Here is a 16,642-nt window from a genome sequence, read left to right as displayed (position 1 = left end):
ACTCTCCTTGTTGACGGGGCTGGTCGGGCTGCCCGGCTACCCCGCGCGATGGGCTCGGCCCGCATCGTCGCCAGGTGGGCTCAGGGCACGGCGACGACGCAACTGTCGATCCTAGTCACCGCTGCGGTGCCGCCCCTGTCGGGGACCGGTCGAAACTCGCGAACGGTCTCCCCGCTTGGCGAGGCGCTATCGACACCCACCAGTGCGCCACCCACGCCGATCGTCGACCCGCCGCGGGATGGTGGCTCTCAGTTGGCGTCGTTCTTGTCCGTCCCATCGCCGCCCGACATATCCCTGCCGGGTTTGAGGCGGTAGATGGCCAGGTCCGGCGGGATGCCAGTGAGTTTGCTGGAGAACATCGGCCGGCGCGCCCGCCTGGCGGTGATGCCCAACTCGTCGAGCTCGCTCTGCGGAATCAGGTCCAGGGTCGGGCTGGAGATCATGACGCCGCCCTTGGTCGCGCGCTCCATCACACGTGCCGCGATGTTGACGTCGACGCCCAGCCAGTCCGAACCCAGCCGCTGCGGGCGCCCGGTGTGGATCCCGACCCGCATCCGCGGCGTATATCCGTCCACCTCAACCGATTTGATGGCCTCTTCGGCGGCGCAGACGGCCTTCACCGCAATGCCGGGACGGCGGAAGACGGCCATGATCCCGTCACCCATGCGCTTGACGATGTGCCCGCCGGCGTCCAGCATCGGGGATTCGACGGCGCGGGCCACCTGGCGCAGCAGGGCCAGCGCCGCGTCGTCCCCGGCCTCCAACGACCATGCCGAGTACCCCACCAGGTCGGTGAACACCAGCGTCACCTCGGGGTTGGCGGGCTTGCGCGAGACGGCTTCGGTCATCGCCTGCCACACCTGCAGCACGCCGAGACTGACCTCGCGCGACGCCGCCTCGCGGTCCCCCAACAACCGGTCCGCGGCCCGGGCGGCTGCGCGCGGCCCACCCTCACCGGCGGTGGACAGCGGGTCGCCGAACTCAGGGTCGCCGGGCAGCAGCCGTCGTGCGCGCTTGACGAAGCCGATCACGCCGGGACTGTGGTTGGTGCTGCTGAGCCACTTGGCCGGAGACCGTCGCCGTGGGGCGTCCTGCAGCGCGGTCGCGGTGGCGCCGGACCCCCCGGGCTGCGGTTCGTCTGGCCCGTCCTCCACCCGGTCAGGTTAGGCGGTCTCGGCTGACCCCGGCAACGAGGTCTGTGCCACACGTGTCGAAAACGTCGGCAAACCTGCTGATCACGCCGCTGCGGCGGTGCTGTGGAGAGTGCATAACACAGGCCGGACACACATCTGGATGTTCTGGACAACGCGTGTTGTCACCGTTTATCGTGAGCGCACTAGCTGCTTTGGGAAGCTGCTTTGGAGGCCGTGATGACTGCCATAACGACGACAGCGGCTGACCCCCTCGGGCCCGACTCGCTGACCTGGAAGTATTTCGGAGACCTGCGCACCGGGATGATGGGCGTGTGGATCGGCGCCATCCAGAACATGTATCCGGAGCTGGGTGCGGGCGTCGAGGAGCATTCGATCCTGCTGCGCGAACCCCTGCAGCGGGTGGCCCGGTCGGTGTACCCGATCATGGGGGTGGTTTACGACGGCGACCGCGCGTCCCAGACCGGCAAACAGATCAAGAGCTATCACGCGACCATCAAGGGAGTCGACGGCGAAGGCCGGCGCTACCACGCGCTGAATCCCGAGACCTTCTATTGGGCACACGCGACGTTCTTCATGCTGGTCGTCAAGGTCGCCGAGTACTTCTGCGGCGGACTGACCGAAGCCGAGAAGCGTCAGCTCTTCGACGAACACGTGCAGTGGTACCGGATGTACGGGATGAGTATGCGACCGGTGCCCAATTCGTGGGAGGAATTCCAGGAGTACTGGGAGCGGGTCGGTCGCGACGAACTCGAGATCAACCAGGCGGTGTTGGACATCTTCAACATCCGGATCCCCAAGCCGAAGTTCGTGCTGATGCCCACCCCGGTCTGGGACCAGATTTTCAAGCCGCTGGTCGCAGGTCAGCGCTGGATCGCTGCCGGACTGTTCGAGCCCGCGGTGCGGGAAAAGGCAGGGATGCGCTGGACGCCCGGCGACGAGATCCTGCTGCGCGTGTTCGGCAAACTCGTCGAACTCGCGTTTCTGGCGGTGCCCGACGAGATTCGCCTGCATCCGCGCGCGTTGGCCGCCTACCGTCGCTCGGAGGGACGGATCCGCAGCGATGCGCCGCTGGTCGAGGCGCCGGCCTTCATGGCACCGCCGCGCGACCGTCGCGGCCTGCCCATGCACTACTTCCCGCCGCGCCCCAAATCTCCGCTGGACCCGGCTCGCGCGCTGATGGAACGCGCGGGTTCGCTGGTGCACAACACGCTGTCAATTGCCGGCCTGCGGCCCGCGCGGGGACGCACTCGCGCCGCGTAGCACGCGGGCACTCTGGTACAGACAGATTGCCGCCGACGCGGCAACGTTGAGACTCTCCGCTCCCCCGGCCATCGGGATGCGGACACGATGATCCGCTTGGTCGGCGATGTCCGTCGGCAAACCATGGGCTTCGGGCCCGAACAGCCATGCCGCCGGCCGAGTGAGCAGCGGATCGGCCTCGTCCAGGGCCGTCTCGCCGTCGACGGTGGCGGCCAGCAGCCGCAGGCCAGCCGATCTGAGCCGGTCCAGGACGGCGCGAGCGTCCGGGTCAACCACGACCGGGATCGCGAAGATGCTGCCGGCAGACGCGCGCAAGCACTTGCCGTTGTAGGGGTCGACGCTGTGCCCGGCCAGCACCACCGCGGCGGCACCCATGGCGTCGGCGATGCGGATCAACGTGCCGGCGTTGCCCGGCTCGCCGATGTCCACGGCGACGGCGACCAACCGCGGCGTACCGGCCAGCACCTCGTCCACGCCAACGGCAGGGATCTCGCATACGGCGATCAACCCCGTCGGAGTCACCGTGTCCGACAACGCTTTTGCGGCCCGATCGGTCACCAGATGGGTCGGCGCGTCGGTCAGCAGAGCCTGATGGCGACTCGCCGCGTCCTCGGTGACGAAGACTTCCCGGACCAGTCCGCGCTGCACAGCGGCGGCAACCAGATTGGGTCCTTCGGCGAGGAACCGTCCGGCACGACGCCGACCGACCTGACGATGCAACTTGACTGCCGCGACCACCCGGGCCGAACGCTCGGTGAGCACGGGCCGCAGGTCAGGCAGCTTCTCCCGACGGGGCGTTGACGTCCTCGGGCAGCGCCGCGCGGGCGACCTCGACGAGCGCGGTGAACGCCGCCGGATCGGTGACCGCGATGTCGGCGAGGTTCTTGCGGTCCACTTCGACGCCGGCGGCCTTCAGGCCCTGGATCAGGCGGTTGTAGGTGATGTCGTTGGCACGTGCGGCGGCGTTGATCCGCGAGATCCACAACTTGCGGAACTCGCCCTTGCGGGCGCGACGGTCACGGTAGGCGTAGTTCAGCGAATGCAGTTGCTGCTCTTTGGCCTTGCGGTAGAGGCGGGATCGCTGACCGCGGTAGCCCTTCGATGCCTTCAGGACGCTGCGCCGCTTCTTGTGGGCGTTGACCGCCCGCTTCACGCGTGCCATGGGTGTTCCTACTCTCGTTCAAACAAATCGGTCGGGGGCTGGCGCCGGCCCGAGGTGTATGGGTGGTGGGTGGAGTACGGCGCCGTCAGCCGTTCAGCAGCGAGTTGACCCGCTTGGTGTCGTTGGCGGAGACGGTGGTGCGACCGTCCAGCCGCCTGGTGCGCTTGCTCGGCTTGTGCTCCAACAAGTGCCGGCGGTTGGCTTTCTGCCGGACAATCTTCCCGGTGCCGGTGCGCCGGAATCGCTTCGAGGCCCCGCTGTGAGTCTTGGCCTTGGGCATGTTTCCTCGGTTCTCTCTGATTGGTTCAGGTTCTTACTGGCAGTTACTAGGCCGACGGCTTGCCGTCGTCCGCCGGCGCGGCCCCCGGCTCGCCTTCACGCTGTGCCTTGGCCCGGGTCTTCGCGCCGCGGTGCGGTGCCAGCACCATCGTCATGTTGCGGCCGTCCTGTTTGGCCGACGTTTCGACGAATCCGTATTCGGCGACGTCGGCGCCCAGACGCTGCAGCAGCCGGTAGCCCAACTCGGGCCTGGACTGCTCGCGTCCGCGGAACATGATGGTCACCTTGACCTTCGATCCCGCTTCGAGGAAGCGGACCACGTGGCCCTTCTTCGTCTCGTAGTCGTGGTCGTCGATCTTGGGTCGCAGCTTTTGTTCCTTGACGACGGTCTGCTGCTGGTTCCTGCGGGATTCGCGCGCCTTCTGCGCCGCCTCGTACTTGTACTTGCCGTAGTCCATGATCTTGCAGACCGGTGGTCTGGCATTGGGAGCAACTTCGACAAGGTCGAGATCGGCGTCCGCGGCCACGCGGAGTGCGTCTTCGATACGCACGATGCCTACCTGCTCTCCGCCAGGGCCGATCAACCGAACTTCAGGCACGCGAATGCGCTCGTTGACGCGGGTCTCAGTGCTGATGGGGCCTCCCTCGTTGGCTTCTATTTCAGTGCGGTCCATGCCTGGACCGGCCGGAAACAGTAGCGGGGACACCTGCCATCAGCAAGAAAGCCCTGCACAAGCAGGGCCCAATGCCGACCGATCGCAGCTCGAAATCACTCGAGTCGCCCGCGCCATGCGCGGAACAGGCATCCGGAAAATGCCTGTGACCGGACCAGATAACCTTGACGGCGCTACAGACGCCTGCTCGTGGCTACCGGTGGGAGTGGGACTCCACTTAACTTTCCCTGGCCTTGGCCGGGATGGTCGCGCGGTTAGTCTAGCAGCAGCAATGCGCCACCCGGGCAACCCGGCCGGTAATTGCGGGCGGCTCGAACCCATGCAGGCAAGAGTTTCGCCGTTTGAACGAATATCCTCGCGGTTTGTGACACTCATCAAGCCGCGGGCGCCACTGCGGTCGTCTTCGCGGTATCACTGGCTGCCCGCCGCGGCCGGTTGGACCGTAGGCGTCATCGCAACCGTGTCGCTGCTCGCCAGCCTGTCGCCGATGATCCGATGGCTCATCCACGGACCGCGGGTCTTCATCAACAGCTATTTGTTCAACTTCCCCGACACCAGCTTCGCGTGGTCGTTCGTGCTGGCGCTGCTGGCCGCGGCGCTGACCGCGCGCAAACGCATCGCCTGGTTGGTGCTGCTCGGCAACATGGTGGTCCATGCGGTGGTGAACGCCGCGGACATCGCGGCGGGCGGTAACACGCCGGCCGAGGCGTTCGGCGAGAACCTCGGCTTCGCCTTCCACGTCGTGACGATCGTGCTGCTGGTGCTGGGCTATCGGGAATTCTGGGCCAAGGTACGTCGCGGGGCTCTGTTCCGGGCGACGGCAGTACTGCTGGCCGGCGGCATCATCGGAATCCTGTTGTCGTGGGGACTGGTGGAGATGTTCCCCGGTACCCTCGCGCCATCTGAGCGGTTGCCCTACGTCGTCAATCGGGTGATCGGTTTCGGGGTGGCAGATCCGGAACTGTTCACCGGGCGTCCGCAGGTCTTTCTCAATGCGATCTTCGGGCTGTTCGGCGCGTTCGCGCTGATCGCAGGCACCATTGTGCTGTTTTTGTCCCAGCGCGCCGACAACGCGCTGACCGGCGAGGACGAGTCCGCGATCCGCGGGCTGGTCGAGTTGTGGGGCAAGAACGACTCGCTGGCCTACTTCGCCACCCGCCGCGACAAGTCGGTGATCTTCGCCCCCAGCGGTCGCGCCGCCCTGACCTACCGTGTCGAGGTCGGTGTCTGCCTGGCCAGCGGCGACCCCGTCGGCGACCCGAAAGCCTGGCGGCAGGCCGTCGACGCCTGGCTGCAGCTGTGCCAGACCTACGGCTGGGCACCCGGGGTGATGGGGGCCAGTTCGCAAGGCGCGCAGGTGTATCGGGAGGCGGGCCTCAATGCGCTGGAACTGGGCGACGAGGCCATTCTGCGGCCGAGCGAATTCAAGCTGTCCGGGCCCGAGATGCGTGGGGTACGTCAGGCCGTGACACGCGCCCGCCGGGCCGGTCTGACCGTGCGCATCCGGCGGCACCGCGACATCTCCGCGGAGGAGATGGCCCGCGCCGTCGAACGGGCCGACGCCTGGCGCGACACCGAATCCGAACGTGGCTTCTCCATGGCGCTGGGACGGCTGGGGGATCCTGCCGACGGCGATTGCCTGCTGGTGGAGGCGCTGGACCCCGCCGGCGAAGTGGTGGCGATGCTGTCCCTGGTGCCGTGGGGCACCACCGGCGTCTCGCTGGACCTGATGCGTCGTTCCCGGGAATCCCCGAACGGCACCATCGAACTGATGGTCAGCGAGCTGACCCTGCATGCCGAGAACCTGGGCCTGAGCCGGATCTCGCTGAACTTCGCGGTTTTCCGGTCGGCGTTCGAGCAAGGCGAACAACTGGGCGCCGGTCCGGTGGCGCGGTTGTGGCGGGCTTTGCTGGTGTTCTTCTCGCGGTGGTGGCAGCTCGAGACGCTGTACCGCTCCAACGACAAGTACCAACCCGAATGGGTTCCGCGGTACGCCTGCTACGAAGACGCGCGGATGATGCCGCGGGTCGGCGTCGCGTCGGTGATCGCCGAGGGCTTTTTGGTGTTGCCGTTCAGTCGGCGCGACAAGGCCCACACCGGCCATCACCCAGCGGTGCCGCAGCCGCTGGTGGACACCGGGCTGTTGCATCCCGACGGCACGGCGCCCGACGTCAGCGGCCTGCAAGTGGACGACCTACCCGAAGCCGACGATGCGCGACGGCGTGACCCCGAGCAGGTACGGGTCCGGCTGGCGAAGCTGAAGAAGCTGCGCGCCAACGGGATTGATGCCTATCCGGTGGGCCAGCCGCCCAGTCACACCGTCGCCGAAGCCGTGGCCGCCGACGACGATATCGACGTCTCGGTGTCCGGTCGCATCCTGCGCGTGCGCAACTACGGCGGGGTGCTGTTCGCCCATCTGCGCGACTGGTCGGGCGAAATCCAAGTGCTGCTGGACAATTCGCGTTTGACGCAGGGACGTGCGGCCGACTTCAACGCGGCGATCGACCTGGGTGACCTGGTGGAGATGACCGGACACATGGGTTACAGCGACAAAGGCACCCGCTCGTTGATCGTCACCCGCTGGCGACTGATCGGCAAGTGCCTGCGACCGCTGCCAAACAAATGGAAAGGCCTGACCGACCCCGAGGCCCGGGTCCGGACGCGCTATGTTGACCTGGCAGTCAACCCCGAGTCACGTGAGCTGATCACCGCCCGAGGCAGCGTGTTGCGCTCGCTCCGCGAGACGCTGTTCGCCAAGGGATTCATCGAAGTCGAGACGCCGATCCTGCAGCAGGTGCACGGCGGCGCGACCGCGCGGCCCTTCATCACCCACATCAACAGCTACAGCATGGACCTGTTCCTGCGCATCGCACCGGAGCTGTACTTGAAGCGCCTCTGTGTAGGCGGCGTGGAGCGGGTGTTCGAACTCGGCCGAGCGTTCCGGAACGAGGGCGTCGACTTCAGTCACAACCCCGAGTTCACCTTGCTCGAGGCCTACCAGGCACACGCCGACTACCTGGTCTGGGTCGACGGCTGCCGTGAACTCATCCAGAATGCCGCCGAGGCCGCCAACGGCGCCCAGACAGCCATGCGGCCCAGAACTCAGGACGATTCGATCAACGACGGCTCTCGACTGGAGCCGGTCGACATCTCCGGTGAGTGGGCGGTCAAGACCGTCCACGACGCGGTCTCCGAAGCGCTCGGCGAGCACGTCGACGCCGCCACCGACCTGCGGACCCTGCGCAAGTTGTCCGACGCCGCCCGGATCCCCTACCGGAACTATTGGGATGCCGGCGCGGTGGTGCTCGAACTCTACGAACACCTGGTCGAGGCACGCACCGAAAAGCCCACGTTCTACATCGACTTCCCCACCTCGGTGTCCCCGCTGACCCGGCCGCACCGCAGCAAGCGCGGTGTCGCCGAGCGTTGGGACCTGGTGGCGTGGGGGGTCGAGCTGGGTACCGCCTACAGCGAGCTGACCGATCCGGTCGAGCAGCGCCGGCGTCTGGAAGAGCAGTCGCTGCTCGCCGCAGGCGGCGACCCCGAGGCGATGGAGCTCGACGAGGACTTCCTGCAGGCGATGGAATACGCCATGCCGCCCACCGGCGGCCTGGGCATGGGGGTGGACCGGGTGGTCATGTTGATCACCGGGCGCAGCATCCGTGAGACGCTGCCGTTCCCGCTGGCCAAGCCGCACTGAGCGCAGTGCTCACCGTTTCCCGGCCCGTCGCTACTGGCAGCTGATGGTGCGGTATTTCGATCGTCAGGACGCGCCCAAGTAACGTGTCGGACATGCCCGAGCACCCGCCTGCTGCCGACGCATCGCCCCCGCCGGATTCCGGTTATGACAGCTCCGGTGTCCCGACGTTCGACTCGGTGCGCGAGAAGATCGAATCGCGTTACGGAACCGCATTGGGCGCCGAGGAGCTCGCCGCCGAGACGGCGGAGGGACGCTCGGTCGAGGACCAGTACGAGGCCCGTCAGCGTGCAGCCGCCGAGCGCCTGGCGCAGATCCGGGAGTCGATGCGCACCGATGAGTGACACCATGCCGACCTCGCGGTCGGGCCTGCAGTTCGGGCCCTACCGGCTCGTACGGCTGTTGGGGCGCGGCGGGATGGGTGAGGTCTACGAGGCGCACGACACGGTCAAAGACCGCACCGTCGCGCTCAAACTGATGTCCCAGGAACTCAGCTCCGACACGGTGTTTCGCCGGCGCATGCAACGCGAAGCCCACACCGCCGGGCGGTTGCAGGAACCCCACATCGTGCCCATCCACGATTACGGGGAAATCGACGGCCAGCTCTACATCGACATGCGCTTCATCGAGGGCGAGAATCTCGGCTCGCTGCTCGAACACACCGGCGCGCTGCCGCCACCGCGCGCGGTGGCAATCATCACTCAGGTGGCCGCCGCGCTCGACGCCGCCCATCGCGGCAGCGTCATCCATCGCGACATCAAGCCCGAGAACATCCTGATCACCGGCGACGACTTCGCCTACCTGGTCGACTTCGGGATCGCCGCCGCGGCAACGGATCAGCAGCTCACCAAGACTGGGACGGCGGTCGGCAGCTGGCGCTACATGGCGCCGGAGCGGTTCGCCGACGACGAGACCACCTACCGCTCCGACATCTACGGTCTGGCGTGCGTGCTGTACGAGTGCCTGACCGGCGTACCGCCTTACCAGACTCAGAATCTCAGCGCCCTGATGGCGGCGCATCTGATGCAGCCGATACCACGACCCAGCGAGGCACGTCCGAACGTCCCGCGGGCCTTCGACGACGTCATCGCCCGCGGCATGGCCAAAGAACCCGCCGAGCGCTATCCGACCGCCGGAGAATTCGCCCGAGCCGCCGCCCACGCGCTCAGCGCGCCCGACCAGGACCGTGCGGCCACCATGATCGCGCACAGCCAGCAACACGCCCCGCCGCCCAGCGGTCCGGTGCAGCGCCCGCACTGGGCCGGCCCGCCGCCGCCATTGGCCCCGCCGACAGCCCCGCTGACAGCGCCGGCGGCCCCACCGCACCCGGCGTGGATCCCGGCTCCCCCACCTCGCCGCAATCGATGGCTCTTGCCCGCCGCGGCGCTGCTCGTGGTCCTCATCCTGATCGGCACCGGCATCTGGGTCGCGGTGAGCAATAGCGGCGGCGGACAATCCGTCAGCAGCGACACCACCACCGCGCGCACCTCCAGCACCGCCGCCACCACCACCTCTACCGCGACGAAAGTGACTGCAGCACAACTCGATTCATTGCTGCTGGCGCCCGAGGAGATCGACGCCCTGGTACGCACGACAGGGGTGGTCGTCGACCACAACGTGACCGAGATGAAGGATCCGGGCCCGGACAATGCGCTGTCGGACGAGCGGTGCCTGGGGCCGCTCATCGGCTACCAGACCCGCACCTACAAGAGCAGCGGCTACACCGGGATGCTTGCCCAACTCCTGAAGAAGCCGAACAGCAACCCGGGTTACGTGGTGGTCCAGGGCGGTGTCATTTTCGCCTCCGCCGAGCAGGCGCTGAATTTCGTGACGGAGCAAGCCGAGTCGTGGCGATACTGCGCCGGAAAAACGGTGATTCAGGTCAGCGAGGGCAAGCCATCCGAGTGGACGTTCCGCGAACTCAGCGGCAATCCCCCCAATATCGCGTTGCAGCGCAACTTGGCGGCAAGCACGGTGGTGTGCCAGCACGTGCTCAGTGCGGTGTCCAATGTGGTCTTCGACGTCAACGTCTGCGCACCCGACACGGTCAACCAGGCCAGGCTGATCGCCAATCAGATGGCCACCAGATTGCCAAAATGAACCAACCCTGCTGACCATGCGCAAATTCAGCGTCGCGGAACGACGGAACCGGTTGGCGCGCAGGCATTTCGTCGCCACGCCCGGTTCGGCGACGCGGGTCACCGCCGGTCTGGTCGGATTGCATGCCACCGACCCGGCGACGCCGTACCTGTCGCTGTGGGCACGTTGTCCGGATTTCGTCACCGCCGACCTCGATCGGTCGCTGTACCAACGACGTTCTGCGGTCAAGCAATTGGCCATGCGTCGGACGTTGTGGTTGGTCAACGCCGACGACCTGCCACTGGTGCAATCGGCGGCCAGCGCCGCGGTAGCGGCCAACGAGCGACGCCGCCTGGTCGCCGATCTGCACAAAGCCGGGGTGACCACCGACGGCAACGCGTGGCTGGACCGGGCCTGTGCGGCCGTGCTCGGTCAGTTGGCCGAGCATGGTCCGTGCAGCAGCAGCGAATTGCGGGCCGCGTTGCCCGAATTGGCCGGTAGCTACGACCCGGCACCCGGAAAGCGTTGGGGTGGTTCGGTTCCGCTGGCCCCCCGGGTACTGACGGTGCTCTCGGCGCACGGCCACGTCGTTCGCGGCCCCAACGACGGAGGGTGGACCGTGTCGCGACCGCGGTGGACTAGGGCCGAGGATTGGTTCGTCGAGGCCGGCGACCCCGTCCCCGAAGGTGTGGCGCGCGCTGAATTGACCCGACGCTGGCTGCGCACGTTCGGACCCGCCACCATGACCGACCTCAAATGGTGGTTCGGCGCCACGTCGACGGCGACCCGGGTGGCTCTGGCCGCCATCGGTGCGGTCGAGGTAGATCTGCACGGCAATCCTGGTTACGCGCTGGCCGACGACCTCGGCACCGAACAGACGCCGCCGTGGGCCGCGCTGTTGCCGGGTCTGGACCCCACCACCATGGGGTGGTCGGACCGGGACTGGTACCTGGGCGAACATCGTGACCAGGTTTTCGACCGCAACGGCAACGCCGGCCCGACCGCGTGGTGGAACGGACGGATCGTTGGCGGCTGGTGTCAGGACGGGAACGCGCGCGTGCATCTGCAGCTGCTGGAAGATCCCGGGGGCGACGCCCGGCGCGCACTGCAGCGGCGCGCCGACGAACTCACCGCTTGGCTGGACGGCGTACGCGTCAGCCCCCGCTTCCCGTCGCCGCTGTCGAAGGCGCACTGAGTCAGTTGCCCCGGCACGGGGTATGTGCCGCGCATGGATTGGCTGGTTTCGCATGCAGCGGCCATCGGTTCGGCGTTGCTGGCGTCGTTGATGGCGGCACTGGGCATTGTCGTCCGGCAGGCCGCACTGCAACGGTCCGGGCAGGACGCGTCTACCGCTGCGACCGTGCTTCGCGACCGATTGTGGTGGGCGGGGACGGCGGCGGCCGTCGCTGGATATGCGTTTCAGGCCGTGGCGCTGGCGAACGGGTCCCTACTGTTGGTGCAGCCGCTGCTGGTGTCTTCGCTGCTGTTCGTGCTGCCGCTCAGTGCCCGGCGATCCGGAGATCGGGTGACCGGCGCCGAGTGGGGGTGGGCGACGCTGCTGACCGCGGCGCTGGCGATTTTCGTGCTGGAGGGCCAACCCCGGGAAGGGCACTACCGGCCACCCGTGCCGGCGTGGACGATGGCGCTGGCCGTGGTGGTGCCGGTCTTCGTGATCTGTGTGCTGGTGGCGCGCCGCACCGTGGACAGAACCCGCGCCGCATCGCTGGGGGTCGCGGTGGCGGTGGGCCTGGGTTTGATCGCCGTGCTGACCAAGATCTGCACCCACCGGTTCGGGCTGGGCGGCTGGCATGCTCTGCTGACCGTCCCGGCGCCGTATCTGCTTGTCGCACTGGCGGTCCTGGTGACCGTGCTGCAGCAGTGGGCGTTCAAGGCCGGGGCGTTGCAGGCGTCCGTCCCGATCATGTTGGTCGGCGAACCGGTTGTCGCGGTGCTGCTCGGCGTTGTCGTGCTGGGCGAGGTGCTGACTGTGCACGGTGTCGGGTTCGTCGCACTGCCGGCCGCGGTGGCGGCGATGCTGGCGGCCACGATCGCGCTGGGCCGCGGCGAGGGCGCTCAGACCGAACGGGCAGCTTCCCAGCCGCTCAGGCGCTGACCTTGCGGCGCTTGGCGCCCCGCCGCGGGGCGATGGGCGCGGAGGTGATCACCTCGGCCAGGAACTTGCCGGTGTAGCTTTCCGGCACTGCCGCGACGTCCTCCGGAGTGCCTTGCGCGACAACGGTTCCGCCGCCGGCACCGCCCTCGGGACCCATGTCGACGATCCAGTCCGATGTCTTGATCACGTCCAGGTTGTGCTCGATGACGATCACCGTGTTGCCCTTGTCGACAAGACCGCTGATGACCTTCAGCAGTTTGCGGATGTCGTCGAAATGCAGACCCGTGGTCGGCTCGTCCAGGATGTACACGGTGCGCCCGGTCGACCGCTTCTGCAACTCCGAGGCCAGCTTCACCCGCTGCGCCTCGCCGCCGGACAGCGTCGGCGCGGGCTGGCCGAGCCGCACGTACCCCAGCCCCACGTCGACCAGGGTGCGCAGATAGCGATGGATGCCCGAGATCGGCTCGAAGAACTCCGCCGCCTCCTCGATGGACATGTCCAGCACCTCGGCGATGGTCTTGCCCTTGTAGTGCACCTCGAGGGTTTCCCGGTTGTAGCGGGCACCCTGGCACACCTCGCACGGCACGTACACATCGGGCAGGAAGTTCATCTCGATCTTGATGGTGCCGTCGCCGGTGCACGCCTCGCAGCGACCACCCTTGACGTTGAAGGAGAACCGCCCGGGCTGATAGCCGCGGACCTTGGCCTCGGTGGTGGCCGCGAACAGGGTGCGGATCTTGTCGAACACCCCGGTGTAGGTGGCCGGGTTGGACCGCGGCGTGCGGCCGATCGGCGACTGGTCGACCCGGACCAGCTTGTCCAGGTGGTCGAGTCCGGTGACGCGGGTGTGCCGGCCGGGCACTTGACGGGCACCATTGAGTTTGTTGGCCAGCACCGCCGCCAGGATGTCGTTGACCAGCGTGGACTTGCCCGAACCGGACACCCCGGTCACCGAGGTCAACACCCCGAGCGGGAACGACACGTCGATGCCCCGCAGATTGTGCTCTCGCGCGCCGACGACGGTGAGCTGACGTTTCGCATCGACCGGTCGTCGCACGGCCGGCAACTCGATGCTCTCCCGGCCGGAAAGGTAAGCGCCGGTGAGAGATTCTTTGTTGCGCAACAGCTCTGGATACGGTCCGCTGTGCACGATGCGACCACCGTGCTCGCCGGCGCGGGGGCCGATGTCGACGATCCAGTCAGCGTGCTCGATGGTGTCCTCGTCGTGCTCGACGACGATCAGCGTGTTACCCAGATTCTTCAACCGGGTGAGCGTTTCGATGAGTCGCCGATTGTCGCGCTGGTGCAGGCCGATGGACGGTTCGTCCAGCACGTAGAGCACGCCCACCAGTCCGGAGCCGATCTGAGTGGCCAGGCGGATGCGTTGTGCCTCACCGCCGGACAGCGTGGCTGCCGCCCGCGACAGCGACAGGTATTCCAGGCCGACGTCGAGCAGAAAGCCCAGCCGCGACTGGATTTCCTTGAGCACCTGCCCGGCGATCGCCTGCTCGCGGGTGCCCAGCGTGAGCGCGTTCAGGAAGTCCGCGCAGTCGGCGATGGACAGTTCGCAGACCTCGGCGATGGACTTCGGTCCCAACTCCCCCGCCGCCAGTGAGACCGCCAGGATCTCCGGTTTGAGCCGGGTGCCCTCGCAGACCGGACACGGGATGTCCCGCATGAAGCCCTCGTAACGCTCCTTCATCTGCTCGGACTCGGTCTGAGCCATCTTGCGTTGCAGGAACGCCAGCACGCCCTCGAAGTCGGCGTAGTAGGAGCGGGTTCGTCCGTAGCGGTTGCGGTACCGCACGTGCACCTGCTCGTCGCAGCCCTCCAGGATCGCCTTGCGCGCCTTGGCGGGCAGCTTGCGCCATGGGGTGTTGACGTTGAAGCCCATGGCGTCGCCCAGCCCGGCCAGCATCCGGGTGAAGTACTCCGCGGTGTGTCCCGTCGACCACGGCGCCACCGCGCCCTCGGCCAGCGTGAGCTCCGGGTCGGGAACCACCAGGTCGGGGTCGACCTCTTTGCGGATGCCCAATCCCACGCATTCGGGGCAGGCGCCGTAGGGCGAGTTGAACGAGAACGACCGGGGCTCCAGGTCGTCCACGGCCAGGGAATGCCCGTTGGGGCAGGCGAGTTTTTCGGAGAACCGCTGTTCGCGGGGCCGGTCGTGTTCGTCGCGATCGTCGGGGAATTCCAGGACGACGATGCCGTCGGCCAGGTTCAGCGCGGTCTCCACCGAGTCGGTCAGCCGCTGCTTGGCGGTCGCCTTGACGGTGAGCCGATCGACCACCACCTCGATGTCGTGCTTTTCCTGCTTCTTCAGCTTGGGCGGGTCGGTCAACGGGTGCACCACGCCGTCCACCCGCACCCGGCTGTAGCCCTGGGCGTTCAGCTTGTCGAACAGGTCGGCGAACTCCCCCTTGCGGGTGCGTACCACCGGGGCCAGCACCAGGAAACGGGTGCCCTCGTCCATCGCCAGCACCTGGTCGACGATTTGCTGGGGTGTCTGGCGCGCGATCCGCTCACCGCAGACCGGGCAGTGCGGGGTGCCGGCGCGGGCATACAACAGGCGCAGGTAGTCGTACACCTCGGTGATGGTCCCGACGGTGGACCGCGGGTTGCGGTTGGTCGACTTCTGGTCGATGGACACCGCCGGCGACAGGCCCTCGATGAAGTCGACGTCCGGCTTGTCCATCTGCCCCAGGAACTGGCGGGCGTAGGCGGACAGCGACTCCACGTAGCGACGCTGCCCTTCGGCGAAGATCGTGTCGAACGCCAGTGAGGACTTGCCCGACCCGGACAGGCCGGTGAACACGATCAGCGCGTCCCGAGGTAGGTCGAGGTCGACGCTGCGCAGGTTGTGTTCGCGCGCACCTTTGACGACGAGGCGGTCGGCCACGCTGCCCCTTTCAGCAAAATCGTGTGCTGCCCTGCCATGACGGTTCGGTCATGGCGCAGGCCGTATTCCATGCTAGGTGTCTGCCCCGACAAGCCACCGGGCCAGTAGCGTGACCGGGTATGACAGCCCCTAGCGACAACTACACCGGCCACGTCGAGCCCGGTACCGCGGCCAGGCGCTCGCTGCCCGGTGCGACGATCCTCAAAGCCTCGGTCGGCCCTATGGACAACAACGCCTACCTGGTGACGTGTTCCGCGACCGGGGAAACGTTGCTGATCGATGCCGCGAACGACGCCCAAACGCTGCTTGATCTGATCCGAGAATACGCGCCGAAGGTGTCGCTGATCGTGACCAGCCACCAGCACTTCGACCACTGGCAAGCCCTCGAAGCGGTGGCCTCAGAAACCGGTGCGCCGACGGCCGCGCACGAGATCGACGCCGACCCGCTGCCGGTCAAGCCGGACCGTTTGTTGGCCAATGGCGACACGGTGCAGATCGGCGAGCTGACGTTCGACGTCATCCACCTGCGCGGGCACACACCGGGATCCGTGGCGCTGGCCCTGGACGGACCCGCGACCGGCGGGGTCACACAACTGTTCACCGGCGATTGCCTGTTTCCCGGTGGCGTCGGAAAAACATGGCAGCCGGGCGACTTCGAGCAGTTGCTCGACGACGTCTCCACCCGGGTTTTCGATGTCTACGACGACACCACCGTCATCTATCCCGGTCACGGCGACGACACGGTGCTGGGTACCGAGCGCCCGCACCTGGCCGAATGGCGCGAGCGCGGCTGGTGAGGTCCGCTTTCTAGGTGGTGTGCACGATCAGCACGTCGACCTTGGCCTTGCGTGACACGTTGGCGGGCACCGAGCCCAGCAGTCGTCCCGCGATCGTGCTCAAGCCGACGTTGCCGACCACCAGCAGATCGGCTTTCTCCGATTCGGCGAGGTGCACCAGGGCGTCCACCGGCGCACCCTCGATGGCGCGCTCGTCGACGTTCTTCGCGCCCGCGTTGTGCGCCCGTTCCTTGGCGGTCTGCAGGATGTCGTAGATCGGGGCAGTGCCCGTCACCTTGTAGCTCTCTTCCTTTAATGCGTCGACGGCGCGGGCATCGTCGTGCTGGGGCAGGTAGGCCGACGCGATGATCAGTTTGGCGTCCGCTCCGGCGATTTTGGCCGCCCTCTCTACCGCGCGCAGCGACGAATCCGAGCCGTCGGTCCCTACGACCACGGTTTGATAGGCGCTCATTTACCCTCCCAGGTGTCGGTTTCCGCCAACCCAAGACAGTATCGCGTTGCTGGACGTAGATGGGAGAGATTTGCGGC

Annotated in this window: 14 protein-coding genes; 7 read left to right on the top strand and 7 right to left on the bottom strand. The window is 67.2% G+C overall.

The window, feature by feature from the left end:
• Positions 1–248: 248 nt before the first annotated feature.
• Positions 249–1,154 (bottom strand): adenylate/guanylate cyclase domain-containing protein, encoded by a 906-nt coding sequence (locus AC5Y46_RS02300; protein WP_499989935.1) that lies wholly within the window; start codon positions 1,152–1,154, stop codon positions 249–251.
• A gap of 216 nt (positions 1,155–1,370) precedes the next feature.
• Between AC5Y46_RS02300 and AC5Y46_RS02295 the strand changes: the two genes are divergently transcribed.
• Complete coding sequence (locus AC5Y46_RS02295; protein WP_499989934.1) at positions 1,371–2,414, top strand: oxygenase MpaB family protein; 1,044 nt, start codon at positions 1,371–1,373, stop codon at positions 2,412–2,414.
• On the opposite strand, the gene AC5Y46_RS02290 is transcribed toward AC5Y46_RS02295, so the two are convergent.
• The 4 genes from AC5Y46_RS02290 to infC form a co-directional block, all read right to left on the bottom strand.
• Positions 2,367–3,176: a TrmH family RNA methyltransferase gene (locus tag AC5Y46_RS02290; protein WP_499989933.1), complete on the bottom strand. Its 810-nt coding sequence runs from the start codon at positions 3,174–3,176 to the stop codon at positions 2,367–2,369. The two genes, AC5Y46_RS02295 and AC5Y46_RS02290, sit on opposite strands and share 48 nt — an antisense overlap.
• Positions 3,177–3,186: 10 nt before the next feature.
• Positions 3,187–3,576 carry a 50S ribosomal protein L20 gene (rplT, locus tag AC5Y46_RS02285; RefSeq protein WP_023373731.1) on the bottom strand — a complete coding sequence of 130 codons (390 nt, stop codon included), beginning with the start codon at positions 3,574–3,576 and terminating at the stop codon, positions 3,187–3,189.
• A gap of 85 nt (positions 3,577–3,661) precedes the next feature.
• The gene (gene rpmI, locus AC5Y46_RS02280; protein ID WP_499944237.1) at positions 3,662–3,856 is read right to left on the bottom strand and encodes a 50S ribosomal protein L35; all 195 of its coding nucleotides are present in this window, start codon (positions 3,854–3,856) and stop codon (positions 3,662–3,664) included.
• Positions 3,857–3,902: 46 nt separating this feature from the next.
• On the bottom strand, positions 3,903–4,490 hold the full coding sequence (gene infC, locus AC5Y46_RS02275; RefSeq protein ID WP_499944255.1) for a translation initiation factor IF-3: 588 nt from the start codon (positions 4,488–4,490) through the stop codon (positions 3,903–3,905).
• A 403-nt stretch (positions 4,491–4,893) separates the two neighbouring features.
• On the opposite strand from infC, the gene lysX reads away from it, so the two are divergent.
• From lysX to AC5Y46_RS02250, 5 genes are all read left to right on the top strand, one after another.
• On the top strand, positions 4,894–8,229 hold the full coding sequence (gene lysX / locus AC5Y46_RS02270) for a bifunctional lysylphosphatidylglycerol synthetase/lysine--tRNA ligase LysX (RefSeq protein WP_499989932.1): 3,336 nt from the start codon (positions 4,894–4,896) through the stop codon (positions 8,227–8,229).
• A 92-nt stretch (positions 8,230–8,321) separates the two neighbouring features.
• On the top strand, positions 8,322–8,570 hold the full coding sequence (locus AC5Y46_RS02265; RefSeq protein ID WP_499944235.1) for a hypothetical protein: 249 nt from the start codon (positions 8,322–8,324) through the stop codon (positions 8,568–8,570).
• On the top strand, positions 8,563–10,326 hold the full coding sequence (locus AC5Y46_RS02260; protein ID WP_499989931.1) for a serine/threonine-protein kinase PknH/PknJ: 1,764 nt from the start codon (positions 8,563–8,565) through the stop codon (positions 10,324–10,326). Before AC5Y46_RS02265 ends, AC5Y46_RS02260 begins: the two co-directional genes overlap by 8 nt.
• Before the next feature lie 16 nt (positions 10,327–10,342).
• The gene (locus AC5Y46_RS02255) at positions 10,343–11,500 is read left to right on the top strand and encodes a winged helix DNA-binding domain-containing protein (RefSeq protein WP_499989930.1); all 1,158 of its coding nucleotides are present in this window, start codon (positions 10,343–10,345) and stop codon (positions 11,498–11,500) included.
• Between the two features lie 33 nt (positions 11,501–11,533).
• Positions 11,534–12,418 carry a DMT family transporter gene (locus AC5Y46_RS02250; protein WP_499989929.1) on the top strand — a complete coding sequence of 295 codons (885 nt, stop codon included), beginning with the start codon at positions 11,534–11,536 and terminating at the stop codon, positions 12,416–12,418.
• On the opposite strand, the gene uvrA is transcribed toward AC5Y46_RS02250, so the two are convergent.
• Positions 12,408–15,317 carry an excinuclease ABC subunit UvrA gene (uvrA, locus tag AC5Y46_RS02245; RefSeq protein ID WP_499989928.1) on the bottom strand — a complete coding sequence of 970 codons (2,910 nt, stop codon included), beginning with the start codon at positions 15,315–15,317 and terminating at the stop codon, positions 12,408–12,410. The two genes, AC5Y46_RS02250 and uvrA, sit on opposite strands and share 11 nt — an antisense overlap.
• A 119-nt stretch (positions 15,318–15,436) precedes the next feature.
• On the opposite strand from uvrA, the gene AC5Y46_RS02240 reads away from it, so the two are divergent.
• The gene (locus AC5Y46_RS02240; RefSeq protein ID WP_499989927.1) at positions 15,437–16,114 is read left to right on the top strand and encodes an MBL fold metallo-hydrolase; all 678 of its coding nucleotides are present in this window, start codon (positions 15,437–15,439) and stop codon (positions 16,112–16,114) included.
• 10 nt (positions 16,115–16,124) lie between these two features.
• Here AC5Y46_RS02240 and AC5Y46_RS02235 read toward each other — a convergent pair whose 3' ends face one another.
• A complete protein-coding gene (locus tag AC5Y46_RS02235) occupies positions 16,125–16,565 on the bottom strand; it encodes a universal stress protein (RefSeq protein ID WP_499944225.1) in 441 nt (146 codons plus the stop codon).
• Positions 16,566–16,642 lie beyond the last annotated feature (77 nt).

The sequence above is a fragment of the Mycobacterium sp. NGS59 genome (assembly GCF_059812345.1).
This window is presented reverse-complemented; position numbering and strand designations above follow the sequence as displayed.